General features: G+C 47.9%; 12 protein-coding genes. 7 read left to right on the top strand and 5 right to left on the bottom strand.

Annotated features, from left to right (window positions below; translation table 11 throughout):
• The first annotated feature begins 140 nt into the window (after positions 1–140).
• From torE to torD, 4 genes are all read left to right on the top strand, one after another.
• Positions 141–311 (top strand): trimethylamine N-oxide reductase system protein TorE, encoded by a 171-nt coding sequence (gene torE, locus SO_RS05745; protein ID WP_011071462.1) that lies wholly within the window; start codon positions 141–143, stop codon positions 309–311.
• Positions 312–337: 26 nt separating this feature from the next.
• On the top strand, positions 338–1,516 hold the full coding sequence (torC, locus tag SO_RS05740) for a pentaheme c-type cytochrome TorC (protein WP_011071461.1): 1,179 nt from the start codon (positions 338–340) through the stop codon (positions 1,514–1,516).
• Between the two features lie 15 nt (positions 1,517–1,531).
• Entirely contained in the window at positions 1,532–4,021 is a 2,490-nt protein-coding gene (torA, locus tag SO_RS05735; RefSeq protein WP_011071460.1) for a trimethylamine-N-oxide reductase TorA, read from the top strand.
• 93 nt (positions 4,022–4,114) lie between these two features.
• A complete protein-coding gene (torD, locus tag SO_RS05730) occupies positions 4,115–4,768 on the top strand; it encodes a molecular chaperone TorD (protein WP_011071459.1) in 654 nt (217 codons plus the stop codon).
• A 366-nt stretch (positions 4,769–5,134) separates the two neighbouring features.
• Here the strand turns inward: torD and torS are convergent, their stop codons facing one another.
• Positions 5,135–8,212, bottom strand: coding sequence for a TMAO reductase system sensor histidine kinase/response regulator TorS (gene torS / locus SO_RS05725; protein WP_011071458.1), 3,078 nt, complete (start codon positions 8,210–8,212; stop codon positions 5,135–5,137).
• A gap of 59 nt (positions 8,213–8,271) precedes the next feature.
• Between torS and torT the strand changes: the two genes are divergently transcribed.
• Complete coding sequence (gene torT, locus SO_RS05720; protein ID WP_011071457.1) at positions 8,272–9,351, top strand: TMAO reductase system periplasmic protein TorT; 1,080 nt, start codon at positions 8,272–8,274, stop codon at positions 9,349–9,351.
• On the opposite strand, the gene torR is transcribed toward torT, so the two are convergent.
• The gene (gene torR / locus SO_RS05715; protein ID WP_011071456.1) at positions 9,348–10,058 is read right to left on the bottom strand and encodes a two-component system response regulator TorR; all 711 of its coding nucleotides are present in this window, start codon (positions 10,056–10,058) and stop codon (positions 9,348–9,350) included. The two genes, torT and torR, sit on opposite strands and share 4 nt — an antisense overlap.
• A 200-nt stretch (positions 10,059–10,258) precedes the next feature.
• On the opposite strand from torR, the gene SO_RS05710 reads away from it, so the two are divergent.
• On the top strand, positions 10,259–10,630 hold the full coding sequence (locus tag SO_RS05710; RefSeq protein WP_164925839.1) for a PilZ domain-containing protein: 372 nt from the start codon (positions 10,259–10,261) through the stop codon (positions 10,628–10,630).
• Positions 10,631–10,712: 82 nt separating this feature from the next.
• On the opposite strand, the gene radA is transcribed toward SO_RS05710, so the two are convergent.
• Positions 10,713–12,077: a DNA repair protein RadA gene (gene radA, locus SO_RS05705; RefSeq protein WP_011071454.1), complete on the bottom strand. Its 1,365-nt coding sequence runs from the start codon at positions 12,075–12,077 to the stop codon at positions 10,713–10,715.
• A gap of 158 nt (positions 12,078–12,235) precedes the next feature.
• On the opposite strand from radA, the gene SO_RS05700 reads away from it, so the two are divergent.
• Entirely contained in the window at positions 12,236–14,614 is a 2,379-nt protein-coding gene (locus SO_RS05700) for a PilZ domain-containing protein (protein ID WP_011071453.1), read from the top strand.
• A gap of 12 nt (positions 14,615–14,626) precedes the next feature.
• Here the strand turns inward: SO_RS05700 and SO_RS05695 are convergent, their stop codons facing one another.
• A complete protein-coding gene (locus SO_RS05695; protein ID WP_011071452.1) occupies positions 14,627–15,613 on the bottom strand; it encodes an alpha/beta fold hydrolase in 987 nt (328 codons plus the stop codon).
• A 101-nt stretch (positions 15,614–15,714) separates the two neighbouring features.
• Entirely contained in the window at positions 15,715–16,707 is a 993-nt protein-coding gene (serB, locus tag SO_RS05690; protein WP_011071451.1) for a phosphoserine phosphatase SerB, read from the bottom strand.
• Positions 16,708–16,710: the final 3 nt, after the last annotated feature.

The raw sequence follows: 16,710 nt of genomic DNA, 5'->3' as shown, positions 1-16,710 counted from the left end.
ACAAAAAATCATGGGATTTTTAAAATTTTCATAATTTTTCATATATTGTCAAAGCCCATTCATCCCTGCGCGTAAGCCCGTTCACATCTCCCCTTTATAGTGATGTCATCAAAAATCGCTTTCGAACGGAGCTCTTCCCAATGACAAAGCCCACCATGCAAACATCGGATAAGTCCTCACGCAGCAATGAGTTAAAGGCGCTGGGATTCATCATTTTCATACTCTTTCCCGCACTGACTATCGCGGGGATCAGTCTCTACGGTTTCATCATTTGGATGATCCAAGCCTTCGGCGGCGTTGTCGGCCACTAATTCACTGATACTTTGAGGACGCTATTATGAAGTGGTTAATCAACCTCTGGCGCACACTAAACAAACCCACAAAAGCTCTCACCTTAGGCGCTGTCAGCATTAGTGCTTTTATCATGGGCATCATCTTCTGGGGCGGATTTAACACCGCACTGGAAGCTACCAATACCGAAGCCTTCTGCATCAGTTGCCACAGTATGGAGAGCAAACCCTACCAAGAGCTGCAGGAAACAGTGCATTGGTCGAATCACTCAGGCGTGCGCGCCACGTGCCCAGACTGCCACGTGCCCCATAACTGGAGCCGTAAAATTGCCCGTAAGATGGAAGCCTCCCACGACGTTTGGGGCTGGTTATTCAATACGGTCAACACCCCTGAAAAATTTGAAGCTAAACGCCTCGAAATGGCAAGCCGTGAGTGGAAGCGTTTTGATCGCGACAACTCTCTGGCGTGTAAAAACTGCCACAACTACAACTCGATGAAGTGGGAAAGCATGTCACCGCTGGCGCAAAAACAGATGAAACGCGCCGCTGAAATCGATCAAAGCTGTATCGATTGCCACAAAGGCATTGCTCACCATCTACCTGAAATGGGCACGGCCCGAGCACCTGAACTCATCGCCGAAGTCGGCGCTGGCGTCAGCTCACTGGAAACCAACCAAACCTACTACAGTGCCCTAACTAAGCCACTGTTCTTTAGTGAAAAAGGCGATGTTGAAGCAGGTACCTTAAACGTAGCCACTAAAGTCAAAGTGCTCGAAACTAAAGGTAAGCGCATCAAAATTGGTATCGATGGCTGGCGTAAGAAAATCGGCGCAGGCCGCGTGATCTACATGGACTTTGGCGTAAACATTCTGTCGGCGCAGTTAAGCAAAGATGCAGCCGAAACAGAAGGTGTTATCCAAACCTTTGAAGAGAAAGAAGATCCAATGACGGGCCTAAAATGGCAACGCGTTGAAGCCCAAATCTGGACCGATAAGGATTACCTGCTCACCGAGCTGCAACCACTCTGGGGCTATGCCCGCGATACGTTCCGCTCAAGCTGTAGTGTGTGCCACACCCAGCCAGATGAAGCGCATTTCGATGCCAATACCTGGCCTGGCATGTTCCAAGGCATGTTGGCCTTCGTGAACATGGACCAAGACACCCAAGCACTGGTGCAAAAATACCTGCAAGAACATTCGTCAACCTTCGTGAAAAAAGAGCACTAATTCGGGAGTAATACCATGAACAGAAGAGACTTTTTAAAAGGCTTAGCCTCAACCTCTTTCGTTGCTTTAGGTGGCAGCTCAGTACTAGCGCCCTTAAATGCGCTGGCCAATACTGGCCTGAATGAAAACGAATGGCTGACCACTGGCTCCCACTTCGGTGCCTTTAAAATCAAGCGTAAAAACGGCATGATTGCCGAAGTCAAAGCCTTCGATTTAGATAAATATCCAACGGATATGATTAACGGTATCCGGGGTATGGTCTATAACCCATCCCGCGTGCGTTACCCGATGGTTCGCTTAGACTTTTTACTAAAAGGCCATAAGAGTAATACCCAGCAGCGGGGGGATTTCCGCTTTGTTCGTGTGACCTGGGATAAAGCATTAAAGCTGTTTAAACACTCACTCGATGAGGTCCAAACCAAGTACGGTCCATCGGGCTTACACGCAGGACAAACTGGTTGGCGCGCCACGGGGCAACTGCATTCCAGCACCAGCCATATGCAGCGCGCGGTGGGGATGCACGGTAATTTTGTGAAGAAAATCGGCGACTACTCCACCGGTGCAGGCCAAACCATTCTGCCCTATGTATTAGGCTCAACCGAAGTATATGCCCAAGGCACCTCTTGGCCACTGATCTTAGAAAACAGCAACACGATTGTGCTGTGGTCAAACGATCCTTACAAAAACCTGCAAGTGGGCTGGAACGCTGAAACCCATGAGGCCTTTGCGTACCTCGCGCAATTAAAAGAGAAGGTCAAACAGGGTAAAATCCGCGTGATCAGTATCGACCCTGTGGTGACTAAAACCCAGGCTTACCTTGGCTGTGAGCAGTTGTATGTGAACCCACAGACTGACGTGACGCTGATGCTGGCCATCGCCCATGAGATGATCACCCAAAAGCTACACGATGAGAAATTCATCCAAGGTTACAGCTTAGGCTTTGAAGAGTTTGTGCCTTACGTGATGGGCACTAAAGATGGTATCGCCAAAACCCCTGAGTGGGCGGCGCCTATCTGCGGTGTTGAACCACACATTATCCGCGATCTGGCCAAAACCTTAGTTAAGGGCCGTACCCAAATAATGATGGGTTGGTGTATTCAGCGCCAACAACACGGTGAGCAACCTTACTGGATGGCCGCAGTACTTGCGACCATGATAGGCCAAATCGGCTTACCCGGCGGTGGTATTAGCTATGGTCACCACTACTCCAGTATTGGTGTGCCGGCGACCACAGCTGCAGCTCCGGGCGCTTTCCCACGTAACTTAGACGAGAATCAAAAACCGCTGTTTGACAGCACAGACTTTAAAGGCGCAAGCAGCACGATTCCCGTTGCCCGCTGGATTGATGCGATTCTCGAACCCGGCAAAACCATTGATGCCAACGGTTCTAAAGTGGTATATCCCGATATTAAGATGATGATTTTCTCGGGTAATAACCCATGGAACCACCATCAAGACCGTAACCGCATGAAGCAAGCCTTCCAAAAGCTTGAATGCGTGGTCTCTATTGATGTGAACTGGACAGCCACTTGTCGTTTCTCCGACATCGTGTTGCCAGCTTGCACCACCTATGAGCGTAACGATATCGACGTGTACGGTGCCTATGCCAACCGCGGTATTCTGGCGATGCAGAAAATGGTCGAGCCTTTGTTTGAAAGCTTGTCTGACTTTGAGATCTTTACTCGTTTTGCCGCGCTGCTGGGTAAAGAGAAAGAATACACCCGCAATATGAGCGAAATGGAGTGGATAGAAACCCTCTATAACGAGTGTAAAGCCGCTAACGCCGGTAAGTATGAGATGCCTGACTTTGCCACCTTCTGGAAGCAAGGTTATGTACACTTTGGTGAAGGCGAATTATGGACGCGCCACGCTGACTTTAGAAACGATCCTGAAATCAACCCATTAGGCACGCCTTCCGGTTTGATTGAAATCTTCAGTCGTAAGATTGAACAATTTGGCTATGATGACTGCCAAGGCCATCCTATGTGGATGGAAAAAGCTGAACGCAGCCATGGTGGTCCAGGTTCGAATAAATATCCTATGTGGTTGCAATCTTGCCATCCGGATCACCGCTTACACTCACAAATGTGTGAGTCAAAGGAATACCGCGAAACCTACACAGTTAATGGTCGCGAACCTGTGTATATTAGCCCTGAAGATGCTAAAACCCGTGGCATTAAAGATGGCGATATCGTGCGGGTCTTTAACGACCGAGGTCAACTGTTAGCTGGCGCAGTGGTATCGGATCGTTTCCCTAAAGGTGTAGTGCGAATTCATGAAGGTGCATGGTATGGCCCAGTGGGTAAAGATGGCAGCGTTGAAGGCGGAGCCGAAATCGGTGCCCTGTGCAGCTATGGTGACCCTAATACCCTAACCTTAGACATTGGTACCTCTAAGTTGGCTCAAGCTTGCTCAGCCTATACATGTCTGGTTGAGTTTGAAAAATACCAAGGTAAAGCACCTAAGGTTAGCTCCTTCGATGGTCCTATCGAAGTTGAAATCTAAGCTAAATACTGAGAACCCGTCCTGAGCGATAAGTCTTAGGCGATGCGCCTAATTTTCTAGGCGCATTCAACTGTTAATTTTGAGGAAAATGCGATGAGCAACGTCGATATTAATCATGCCAGAGCCTTAGTGTATCAGCTGTTATCTTCTCTGTTTGCCCGGGAAGTTAATGCACAACGTCTGCAGGAACTCACCAGTGATGCGGCGCAGCAATTCTGGACACAACTGGGCCATGAGCCAGAGTTTAGCGCTCCTGTCGCGACCATGCAGAAGGTACTGAATGATTTACAGCGCAATGACGCCTTGCTCGAACTCGCGGCTGATTATTGCGGTTTATTCCTCGTGGGTACTCGGCACAGCGCCTCGCCTTATGCCAGCTTATACTTAAACAGTGAGGATGAGCCCTTACTGTTTGGGCAGCAACATCAGCAAATGAGTGAATTTTTGCACCAGAGCAAACTGCAAGTACAGAGTCATTTCCCTGAGCCTGCCGATCACTTAGCCGTAATGCTCGCCTATATGGGACATTTAGCCTGCCACAGTGAAGATGCTGCCCAGTTAAATTTCCTCGATGCTTGCATCGACTCTTGGTTAGCTAAGTTTGTGGTAAAAGTTGTTGAGTGCGATAGCAAGCACCGCAATGGCTTTTACAGCGCTCTTGCTTCGCTGACTCTTGCTTGGGTCAAGCAAGATAAACAACTGTTGGAACAGACAATCAACTCATCAGTAGAACAAACCTTAAGCTAATTTTTTTGATGCGGTTGAACGAAAGCGGCTCCCACTCTTGGGAGCCGCTTTTTTTATGTATTTCGTTGAGCGTTGATACTTATACCAATCGTATTAAATATCTGTTCATTCAGCGGGAATTCAACGCGCTTTAGACAAGGCGAAGGCTTGAAGGCATAGTGGTGCTCTGTCGAAAGCCTTAAACGCAGTATAAAGCGTGTTGCCATACCGTGAACATCAGCCGCCCTTTGGGAGCCACACAGGCATCCCACTCCGGTGTTGCATTGACTTAAAATGGAATGACCATTTCTGCGTCAATGCGCCTTGGATTGAAATGCCTGTGAGGCTCTGAACTGATTAGATATTTAATGTGATTGGTATTAAGCCCTATTCCACGGTGACTAACCACTGTTCTAATGCCGTCATCGATGCTAGCCAGCAGGCTCTCAGTTCATTGGCCGACTGTATTTCAAGCTTTTGGGCGCCTGTGGTTTTAAGCTGCTTTTCCCATACCTGACAACACTGAGTCAGTGCTTTTAGTCCCATGCTGGCACTACTGCCCTTAAGTGCATGCAATAATTTAGCACTGTCGGCTGAACTCTCCACAAAAGTTGCCTCTGATAGCCGCTCAATTTGCTCGGCGCTAGAAGTTTTATACAGCGCCAACATATCACTCACCGCTTTCACACCCAGCACCTCAATATCTTGTTGCAACTGTTCAATATCCAGTAGAGTTTCAGTTGCTTGATTGCCAAGGGGTATAGCACCACTGGTATCCGTTGCTTGAGCTAATGGCGCAGAAGATGCCGAGATAAAAGAAGGACTCGCCGACAACCCAGGACTTTCAGTCTCCAAAGAAGATGACGCCATAGCGACCCCAAGCCATTGAGTCAGCGTTTGTAGACTCAATGGTTTGGCTAACACGGTATCAAACCCCACCTCACGATAGAGGCTAAGATCCTCCATCTGCATCTGCGCAGTAAAAGCGGCAAACTTAACATTTTTTGCCCCAAATAACGCCTTTAACTGCGGTAATAACGCCACGCCAGAACCATCACTCAACTGAATATCTAACATCACGGCATCGAATGCCTTATCAGCACTCACACACTCCAGTGCGAGTTGGCAGCTTGCCGCCAAGGTCGAACTGTGGCCTAAATGCGCCAAAAATCCCTGCGCGACCATAGCATTGACCTTGTTATCCTCAACCACTAACACGCGCTGAGTATGCACTTGCTTATGGACCAGTGTTTGGGCATCTTGGGCTTTATCGCATTGCGTAAAGCAGAGTTCAAAACCAAACTCACTGCCCTTGCCAGGCTCACTTTTGACCCAAATACCACGACCATTTGCATCCATCAGCTCAACTAACTGCTTACAAATCGCCAGCCCTAAGCCTGTCCCGCGGCTTCGCCCCTGATTTGGCAATGTACTGTAGGGAATAAATAACTGTTCACGCACCTCGGGGGCAATGCCCACACCAGTATCAGCCACCACAAAGGCTAATCTACCTCCCTGCAGGCTGACATTCAGGCTGACACTGCCTTCGGAGGTAAACTTAATGCCATTACCGATAAGGTTAAACAACACTTGCCGCAGCTTAGGGCCATCGATATTAATACAAGCGGGTAATTGAGGACGGTTCAGCCTTAAACTCAATCCCGCCAAATTGGCACCCGCCACCATGATCGCCAGCACTTCATCGAGTAGGGCGTTGATATCCGTTGGCCTTGGCTCATTGGTTAAATTACCCTGCTCAAGGCGGGAGAAATCAAGAATATCGCTCAGCACAGTTTGCAATAATGTGCCGCTGTACTGCGACAGGGCGAGCATCTGTTGCTGCGCGGGCGGTAACTGACTCTGGCCGAGCAAGGTTAACGTCCCCAATAAGCCATTGAGTGGGGTGCGGATTTCATGGCTCATCGTTGCAAGGAATTGCGATTTGGCCTGACTCGCCTCCTCGGCAACGACCCTTGCCTTAGCATGGCCTTTAGCCTCAGCATCGAGGCGAAGATTTGTCTCGGCTAATTCCTGAGTCCGCGTAGCTACGGTTTGTTCAAGGGCTTTTTTATGCTCGGTCAACTCATCGGCGACCTGACGTAAATCCGCCTGTAATTTAAGGTTATGGGCAGTTTTTCGCTTAAATGCCTCAATTGCATTCGCCATCGCAGTTAATTCATCATCACCTCGGGCATCAAGACTCACATTGATATCGCCCAAACTTAAACGCGACATGGCCTGCGTTGCCTGATTCAACCTCAAAGCAATACCACGATAAATCACACGATAAATGACCCATCCCATGATCACAAACATCAACATCCCCGTGGCCAACAAGCCGAACCGAGCGTAGGACAGCTGCATTAAATAATCACTACGCGCCAACTCTGCCCTCTGCTGTTGTTGATTGAGCGCACTATCCACCAACGTATTAAGACTATAGAGTTTTTCCGCTAATGCCTGCTGCTGGCGCTGTTGCCGCTGCAAACTTTGGCTCAAGTCTCGCTGTAACTTAATGATCTTTGGCGTGTGTTTAAGGGTAACCAACTCGGCCTTTAAGGCGTTGAGGCGACCGGGATCGCGTATCAGCTCAGAAACTGTCGTTAGCGCCATTAAATCGATACCAACCTCTGGCGCCGACAACTCAGTTACAGCCTCCGATGCTTGCTCGATTGCAGTCCCTTTTTGCTGATTAATGTGCGCTACAGGATGCGAGGGTAATGTGCTGGCAAAGGTTGCCAATAAACGCGGGACACTCAATTGCAGCTCAGACTGCAACTCCGATACCTCAAATAACTGACTGAGCAGCGCAATTTGATGCACTAATTTGAGCGCGCGATTGAGCTGTTCTTGGATATCGAGCTCACGTTCAATCACATCATCAAGCAGTTGCCCACTGCGTTTATTCCCCGCCATATCGGGATAAGCTTGACTCAGTTTGGCTAAAATTGCCGAATCGACAACCGCTAACTCAGATTGCAATAACTCAGAGGCATGGGCCGCGGCAACCGATAATTCTCGGGCCCTGCGCTGTAACTCATCGCCAAGGGTGATACGCTGGCCAACACTTTGACCAAGCAAGGTAAGTTGTTCAATAATTTGCCCTGCTAGAACAGGTAAATGATTATCCTCATTCACGTCGAGTGCCAACAACACTTTGATACTATTTAACATTGTGGCACTTTCAAGGTTCAATTTACGGCCGATAAATTCCCGCTGCCGCTCATCCTCAACCTGGCCTAACTGAGTCACGCCATCGGATAACGCATTTGAGGCCTGCACCAATTGCCGCGCAGCTTGAGAAGCGGGTAAGGATTCTTCATACAGGTAACGATCGGCTTGTTTAAGCCAATGTAAACTCAAGCTACCAAGACTCACCAACAGCAATAGCAAAAGCCCAAGCACGCTAAACGCGAGCATTAGTCTGCCGGTTAAACTACGTCGCGATAAAGATAAAGGAGCCACGCTTGTTCCTTAAACTGTTACAATGCATTCCAAAGAATCACTGTGGATGATATGGGACAATGGAAAAATTTTGGCAAGCTTTGCTCACACTCACCACTTTTAGCCTCTTATGCTCACCGGTTGCCAAAGCGAATCCCCAAAGCTGGCCATTAGAGCAACGCAGTCCTTTTAATGCCAAAATCCAGCAGTCACGCGCACTTGATTATCTTCCCCTGACGAAAGCACAACAAGCTTGGCGTCTGTGTGTCCTGGTCCCTCATCTAAAAGACGCTTATTGGATTGGCATCGATTATGGCCTAATTCAACACGCTAAACACCTTGGCGTATCGCTGGATCTGTTCGAAGCGGGCAGTTATTACCATCAAGATAAACAACTCGCGCAATTACGTTCGTGCATGAGCGGTGACTACGATGCGATTTTACTCGGAGCCGTAAGTCCCAATCTACTCGAGCATTTTCCTCTGCCACTGAGCAAACCCATAATCGCCCTCGTAAATAAGCTCAATTCAGACCAAGTGCTAACCCATATTGGTGTTAACTGGTATCAAATGGGGCTGCGGGCAGGCCAATTTATTAAAGCGGATGCCAAGGTTCACACCCCGACACAACCCACAACCTTGGCGCTCTTAGCTGGACCGGAAAATGTAGGCGGTACCGATTTGGTCGAACAAGGGATTCGTCATGCCCTTGAAGGCAGCAATGTCAGCATCAGTGCCATTCAGCATGCAGATAACAACCGTAATCTCTACCGCGATCAATTACAGATACTGCTAAAAGCGCAGCAGCCCAACTATATTCTCGGCAGTGCAGTTGCAATTGAAGCGGCCGTTAGCACCCTCAAGCAAAAGCACATGACACAGGATATCAAACTCGTCAGTAGTTACTTATCCCCTGCAATTCTGCGAGGACTGAAGCGGCAAAAAGTACTCTACAGCAATGATGACCTTGTGGTGTTACAGGGGAAACTGGCGATTGATGTCGCAGTGAAACAGCTCGAAGGCGCCACGCCATTTGGCGATATTGGTCCAGCTATCGTCGGACGCACAATGTCGGCAAACACCCAGTCGGAGCTTAGTTTTAGCCTTGCCGAAGCGGATTTTTATCCTCTATATCAAGTACGGCCTCCATCTTTACCTTAGTCATCCACCTTCGCGGCAAATAAATACCCCTCACCATGAACAGTAACAAAAAGTTCGGCATGGAGTTTATTACGCAAACGGCGGATGATGACATCTATCGTTCTGTCATTCACATCCTGATTACGATGACTGGTTTGCTGCATTAAACGTTCGCGGGAAAGCACCTGTTGTGGATGTAAGACAAAGACGGTTAATAACTCAAATTCGGCCTTAGTGAGCTTGATAAGTTCCTCCCCTTGGCGCAATTTCCGGCTGTTTAATTCAAGTTGATAACCTTCAAAACTTATCAAATCATCGGGCTGTGATAACTCCTGCACCAGCGCTTGCTCGGCTTGTTTTACCAAAGAAATCCGCCATAGCAGATTTTTTACCCTTACCAACAGCTCCCGTAGTTCGAAGGGTTTAGTCACATAATCATCGGCGCCCATCTCGAGGCCAACAATTTTGTCAATGGATTCATCACGGCCAGAAACTAAGATAATCCCCACATGGGAGCGGCTGCGTAACTCGCGAGTTAAGCTCAAACCATCAACACCCGGTAAATTGATATCTAGCATGATCAAATCGATATGTTGACGATTAAACTCGTACCACATTTGCTCGCCATCGGCAGCCTCAACCACGCGATAACCTTCTTTTTCAAAATATCCCTTCAATCGCGCACGAATAACCACTTCGTCATCAACAACCAGCACACTATAGGCCATGTTCTGTTTCTCTTATTTTGCTTAACTGAATTATTCATACTTTTTCATATTTGCATATGAGAAAAAGGTAAAATATGCGATCTGCCTTACTTAATTGCACAAAAATTGGCCGAGCTTTTACAGTCTCCTCAATATGACATATGCTTATGCATATTGATTGGGGTGGACGCTAACAAACTATGAAAGATAAAGCATTAGTGATTGATGAAAGACGACATTTTTCGCGGATCCTCTTTGCCGCCAGTGCGTCAATACACCAAGGCGAAAACCAATGGCAAACCACAATATTGGATCTCAGCCTAAATGGCGCCTTAGTGGAAGAACCCGTTAGATTTAGCCACACAGGGGAGCCTATCACCCTAAGCTTTACCTTACAGGGATCGGATATTGAGCTGCAAATGGAGACAGAGTTGGTGCATCAACGTAATCATCAACTTGGGCTTAAATGTAACATTATCGATGTCGACAGCATCAGCCACCTCAAACGCATCGTTGAGCTTAACTTAGGTGATGCCTCGATACTGAATCGTGAATTAGCACTGTTTGTCGAAAAACATCATTCTGCCGATTAAACACCACGGATTGTGATTGGGTACAGACTTGACACCCAAGAGCAAAACAAACAGCGCTTAAGGCGCTGTTTGTTTTTTTAGATTAGATTGCTTCAAGGGCTTCTGATAGTTTGGAAACGCCCACCACTTCCATTCCCACAGGCGGTTTTTTCGGCACGTTAGCTCGAGGCACTATCGCTCGTTTAAAACCATGTTTAGCGGCTTCGACTAAACGCTCTTGGCCATTTGGCACTGGGCGAATTTCACCAGATAACCCTACCTCACCGAACACAACCAAATCGCTCGGTAAAATATCGCCACGAAAACTCGATACCATGGCCAGTAGCAGGGTTAAGTCGGCACTGGTTTCGGTCACTTTAACCCCGCCTACCACGTTCACAAACACGTCCTGATCCGACATTTGCAAGCCACCATGGCGATGCATGACCGCAAGTAACATGGCTAGACGGTTTGCATCCATCCCCACCGCCACGCGGCGCGGATTCGACATGGCCGAATTATCCACCAGCACTTGCAATTCAACCAGTAGCGGACGCGTACCTTCCCACACCACCATGACCAAGGATCCCGAGGATTCCTCCTCACCACGGGAGAGGAAAATTGCCGAAGGATTAGCAACCTCCTTTAGGCCGCGCTCTGTCATGGCAAACACCCCAAGTTCATTGATCGCCCCAAACCGGTTTTTATGGGAGCGTAAAGTACGATAACGACTGTCGCTATCCCCTTCAAACATGACTGAGCAATCGATACAGTGTTCCAGCACTTTAGGACCCGCGAGGCTACCATCCTTAGTCACATGGCCCACCATAATCACAGCAATGCCGTGCTGTTTTGCAAAACGAGTTAAATAGGAAGCCGATTCACGCACCTGCGATACACTGCCAGGGCTCGATGCCACATCGCTCATGTGCATGACTTGAATAGAGTCGACAACAATCACTTTCGGGGATTCTTGCAGGGCGATTTCGCAAATCTGCTCAACACTCGTCTCGGATAACATCCGCAGTTTATTGGTCGGCAAACCAAGGCGATGGGCTCGCATGGCAACCTGCTGTAAGGATTCCTCCCCCGTCACATACAACGCAGGCATTTGCTCCGCTAAATGGCATAGGGTTTGAAGCAGCAAAGTACTCTTGCCCGCTCCCGGATGACCGCCAATCAGAATCGCCGAGCCAGGAACAATTCCCCCACCGAGTACACGATCGAGTTCACCAAAATGGCTAACAATACGGGGTAAAGCATTAAGATCTATTTGATCTAAGGTTTTGACTTCGCTACTGCCAGCACCGGCATAACCGGCAAATTTAGTCCCCCGTCCGGGCGAGGCGGCGCCTAAGCGTACTTCAGTTATCGTATTCCACTCGTGACAAGCACTGCATTGCCCTTGCCAACGGGGAAAATCCTGCCCACACTCATTGCACACGTACGCGGTTTTATTCTTTGCCATAACTTATTAAAATCTGTATAAAATCAATTTAAGTAACTGTGAATACTGCCGACATAAGACTAACACAGCACGGCGCAAAATTAGCATTAGAGCTCAAACAATCTGAAGATACGAGTTTCAGTCTGTTTGGGATGAAATAAGCATAAAAAGACCCCTACATGAGTTTAGATAACCATAGTGCGCTCATAGAACAGCTCAAGCCGCTGCTCATGGAACCTAACTTCCAAGAGATTTTTCAGCAGCTGACTGCCGATGAAAACAATTCGACCCGTTTTCTGTTGAAAATGGAGTTGAGTCGTTTAGCCTCGCCCTGCACGCGGATTATTGACCTGAGGGACAAGTCTGAGTTGCTCTGCACTGAAGTCATGCTAGGTCAACAACACCATTTTCTTGATGAACCCGCTAAGCATAGCCTGCAAGAGGCAATGTCCTTATATCGCAACAAATACACTATGGGTGTGTATGAATACGTGATCGCCGCCCATCAGCTCAGGCGACAAAAACTGCGTCAAGTAGTACAGCAAAGCGATACAGTCGATCCCGAACCCTTTATGGTACCCGGAGTCGTGCTCGGCAGTTATTTTAATCGTGCCGAAGAGCGAATGAATTACAGTATCCGCATCGCGGTTTCCCAACCTGGGCGACCTGAAATACTCGGGATCACCATCGATTTGTCCATTGGCGGCGCTCGCATTCGACTCTCTGCTAATCATCCTTTCGATCTCGATAAGCCGCTAAAGGTGAAACTCCTTGAGTTAAGTGAAGAATATTACTATCCCGATCTGCAACTTGGGGTCGATTACCACATCGTCGATAGCGAAACCAATGGTGAGTTTCTTTGGTTGAGATTAAAACGTATTGGTGGCACTGATGCCCTAGGTGAAATGCTTGGCAATTTAATTCGAGGTTATAAACTCCGCTATAAATTAGATGTTAACGACGTATTAGTCACAGCATCAGGCCTGGGTTTCGAGCGCCATTATTTGCCACATTTGCCACATTTGCCTTTATTTCTGAATCAACAAACGCAATCCATCAGCCATATGTTGCTGAGTCGGGATAATCAGCAAATAGTGCATTATTTTCAAGATGAAAATGATATCAGCCAGTTACCCGCAATGCTGACATCCTCACGGCTTTCGGCACTCTTTAGCCATCCGGAAAATCCTGACTACAGCCTATTTTTTACGTTTACCTACAATGCTCAGGGCTGCTTGTATTTTTATTCGGCCACCTTAGCCGAATTAAAAGCTAAAGGTCTGGTGCCATTGTTTTTAGGTTTTGCTTCAACCAAACCAAGTTGGCGTATTTTTAAACTGGTCTCAGATAAAATTTACCATGCCAAAGGTTATCGCCGAGCCACGTTGCCGGGGGATGAAACCCAATACAGCCCGCTGGTGGAACAACAGTTGTCGCAGTTCAGCCATTTGTTGCAACTCGTTGATTTAACAAATGAGGATGAAAGGGAAACCTACAAGGCGTGGCAGGATGATAGCAATGCCAATACGCTAAAAGCCTTCGGTCAGCAACGACTCACCGCCCATCAAATCAAACCGATTCCAATGCAATTTAGTGAACGTCGCCAAGAAGCCCGTTTTGCATTTAAAACCTTAGTCAATATCTCGCAGGACAACCTTAAAGCGACTGGGATTACCTTGGATATCTCGGGTCGAGGCATGCAGCTCACACTCGATAATCCCACCGAGTTTGTAGTCAACAAACCCTTGATGATCTGTTTACCCAAACTGCAAACCATTGCCGGCAAAACTCAGCTCGATAATTTACCCTACCGCCTAGTTCGAACCCGTAAGAATGGCGTGACCTTGCATTTAGCCGCAGTAATGGGTCATACACCCCATGTCGGCGTTGAGTTTTTAAATAAACTGATCGCCCACAATAAAGAAAAATTAGAGCAACTCACTGAAAATAACAGTGAAGCAAACGAGCTTGCTGATGGTCTTAAAAATATTCTGTTACGTGAACTCCATTCTGTGCCCTACTTTGTTGAAAAAACAACAAAATCAGCACAAGTGACCTGCTTAGGCGTCAGTACTGAGCATGATGAAATCAGCAGTATTTTTGCCGCAGGTTCGTCAGATACGCTGCAATATAATCTTGCACCGCTGCTAAAGGATGGCTTCTGTAAACGGGATATTCTTGACCCTATCCGCCAAATGAAACCCCAGCAGGATATGGATTTTATTGAAGTTTTTATTCAGCTCACGCGCCAGTCCCGCGGCCGATTCCATTTAAAATGTATCCCCGCAACTGAAGTGGGTGACGCCCAAGCCAAAGTCGCGTTTATCACCCAAAGTAAGCTGACTGGACGCTTTATGGCACTACGAATTTACCGAGGGGCCACCGAGAAACCAGATATGGGGTATCTGCGTCGCGAATTGGAATATATCAATATCCACGCGAATCACAGGGCAAAACAGCTTGAAGAACAACTGTGGCGCATTATCGGCGTGGGGGAATTACTCGATATCACACAAGAGGTGGAATTAAGATACCCGGCGCTACAAAAACTTCCCTAGAGTTGCTACACCCTAGTCCTTTAATACAGCTAGTTCAAAACCTAAATACCAATCTCGTATCAACGGAAAGTGGTCATTCATGGCATCGAGGTGAGTCAGCATATCCGCATGACCATAATCGTGCTTAAAACCATTCTCCTTTGAAAGCAGCGTATATTTTACTTGGCTAAAACCACACTCATTGATCATATCTGCGACATCTTCTGGATGCCCCAGCACAGTGTCATTTTGACCAGCAATAAACCAAGCCGACGGCCATTTCGCCATGTTAGCCGCCTTGGCATAATCAAAGCCGTCGTCGTGATCGCGCCATTCACCTCGCACCCAATCGATGCTTTGATTCAATGACGCCCGACTCTCATTATCCATGCCTACACGCAGTTTATCTGCAGCCAAATAACCCTGTCCAACCGCTAAACCGGGAGCGAGTCGGTTCCAAAACACATCGACCATTAACCATTTTTTGAAGGATTTAACCCGGATAGTACGTTTACTGCCGAAGGTCAGTAGTGAACGCACACTTTGCTGAAGCTCAGGATAACGCGCCAATGCGCTCGCCATCAAAACGCCGCCCCAAGAATGGGCGCACCAATGCACTTGAGATGGCGATGATTTCCCCTGTTCCTCACAGACCTGTTTATGAATTGCCAAAACATACTGCTGCACTAATGGCAGTTGCTCGCGGATTACCTCACCTTGCCCTAAGGTAAAATCTCTACTGATTTTTGGTAGGCTTAAGCCGCGGCCGGCAGTATCGAGCACATAAACCACAAAGCCTGCATTAGCCAGAAAACATCCCAAACCACGACCACTCTGGCTGTAAAAAACGCGTCCATTTGACATGGCGCCGTGCAACATCAAAATCGGCGGTTTAGAAAAATCAACAATTGCAGGCAACAACTGGCGCAGATGCAACTCGCCATCCCGATAAGGCAGATAAAGTGAGGTTTGTGAAGGGCTTGGCTTAGCTAAGCTAGGATTGAAGTTGCGAGTCAACATAAATCACTGGTAGTCCATTAATAAGCACTAAACTACCAGTTAAGCCTCAAAAAACAAGAGTTATTACTCTAATGCAAGCAGTACAAATGACGACAGAAACCTTAAAACTGTAACAAATAAGGTAAAACCCGCAGGTCCAAGCCACGGATCCTCGCATCTGCCGCAGCTGCAAGTTTAGGTTTAGCATGGAAGGCAATACCAAAGTCTGCCGCCTGCACCATAGGGATATCATTCGCGCCATCGCCTATCGCTACACGTTGCCCTGCAGGGATCTGCCATTCTTGGCTGCAACGGCTGACCACATCGGCCTTAAACTGCGCATCGACGATTTTGCCCGTTACAGTACCCGCCAGCTTGCCGTCTGTAATCACTAACTCATTGGCAAAGGCAGCATCTAAATTGAGTAATTGTTTTAAATGCCCAACAAATGGCGTAAAGCCACCTGATGCGACCACTAAACGCCAATGATGGGACTTAAGCTCCGCCAGCATAGCTTCTAGCCCGGGCATAAATGGCAAGCTCTCGCACAGGGTGTGAATAATCTTGGCATCGGCACCTTTAAGCTGGGCAACCCTTTGGCGCAGACTCTGCTCAAAATCCAGCTCGCCCTGCATCGCCCGCTCTGTTATCGCCGCAACTTGCTCTCCCACCCCAGCCATCGCTGCAAGTTCGTCAATACATTCAATTTGAATCGCTGTAGAATCCATATCCATCACCAACAAACCAGGTTTACTCAGTTGAGGTAATGGGCCGCGAATAAGGTGTAACTCTGCCTGCAGCGGAAATGTAGCTAACAACTCGGCAGTGGGTTCTACAGGAAGTGCCAACTCAACACAATGCAGCGCCACTTGACGGCGTATAGGCGCGATGGAGAGCGAGGTTAATTTGAGGCTTTTAGCCAGAGAGACGATCCAAGTCGCTAGGGCATCCTCAAGACTGATATCTTCGTAAATCAAACGCATAGCAAATTGACTCAGGGATGGCCGCATTGACGATTCTTGATAAGCCTCGAAACAGATCCCCTGATATTCAAAACGAGGTGAAGGGCTAGCAGCTAACCATACAAACAGCGGATTTTGGTTCAAGCTTTCCATAGG

This window comes from Shewanella oneidensis MR-1, from assembly GCF_000146165.2.
GTDB lineage: Bacteria > Pseudomonadota > Gammaproteobacteria > Enterobacterales > Shewanellaceae > Shewanella > Shewanella oneidensis.
The sequence above is the reverse complement of the archived record's forward strand: the minus strand, read 5'-3'. Positions and strand labels throughout refer to the sequence as shown.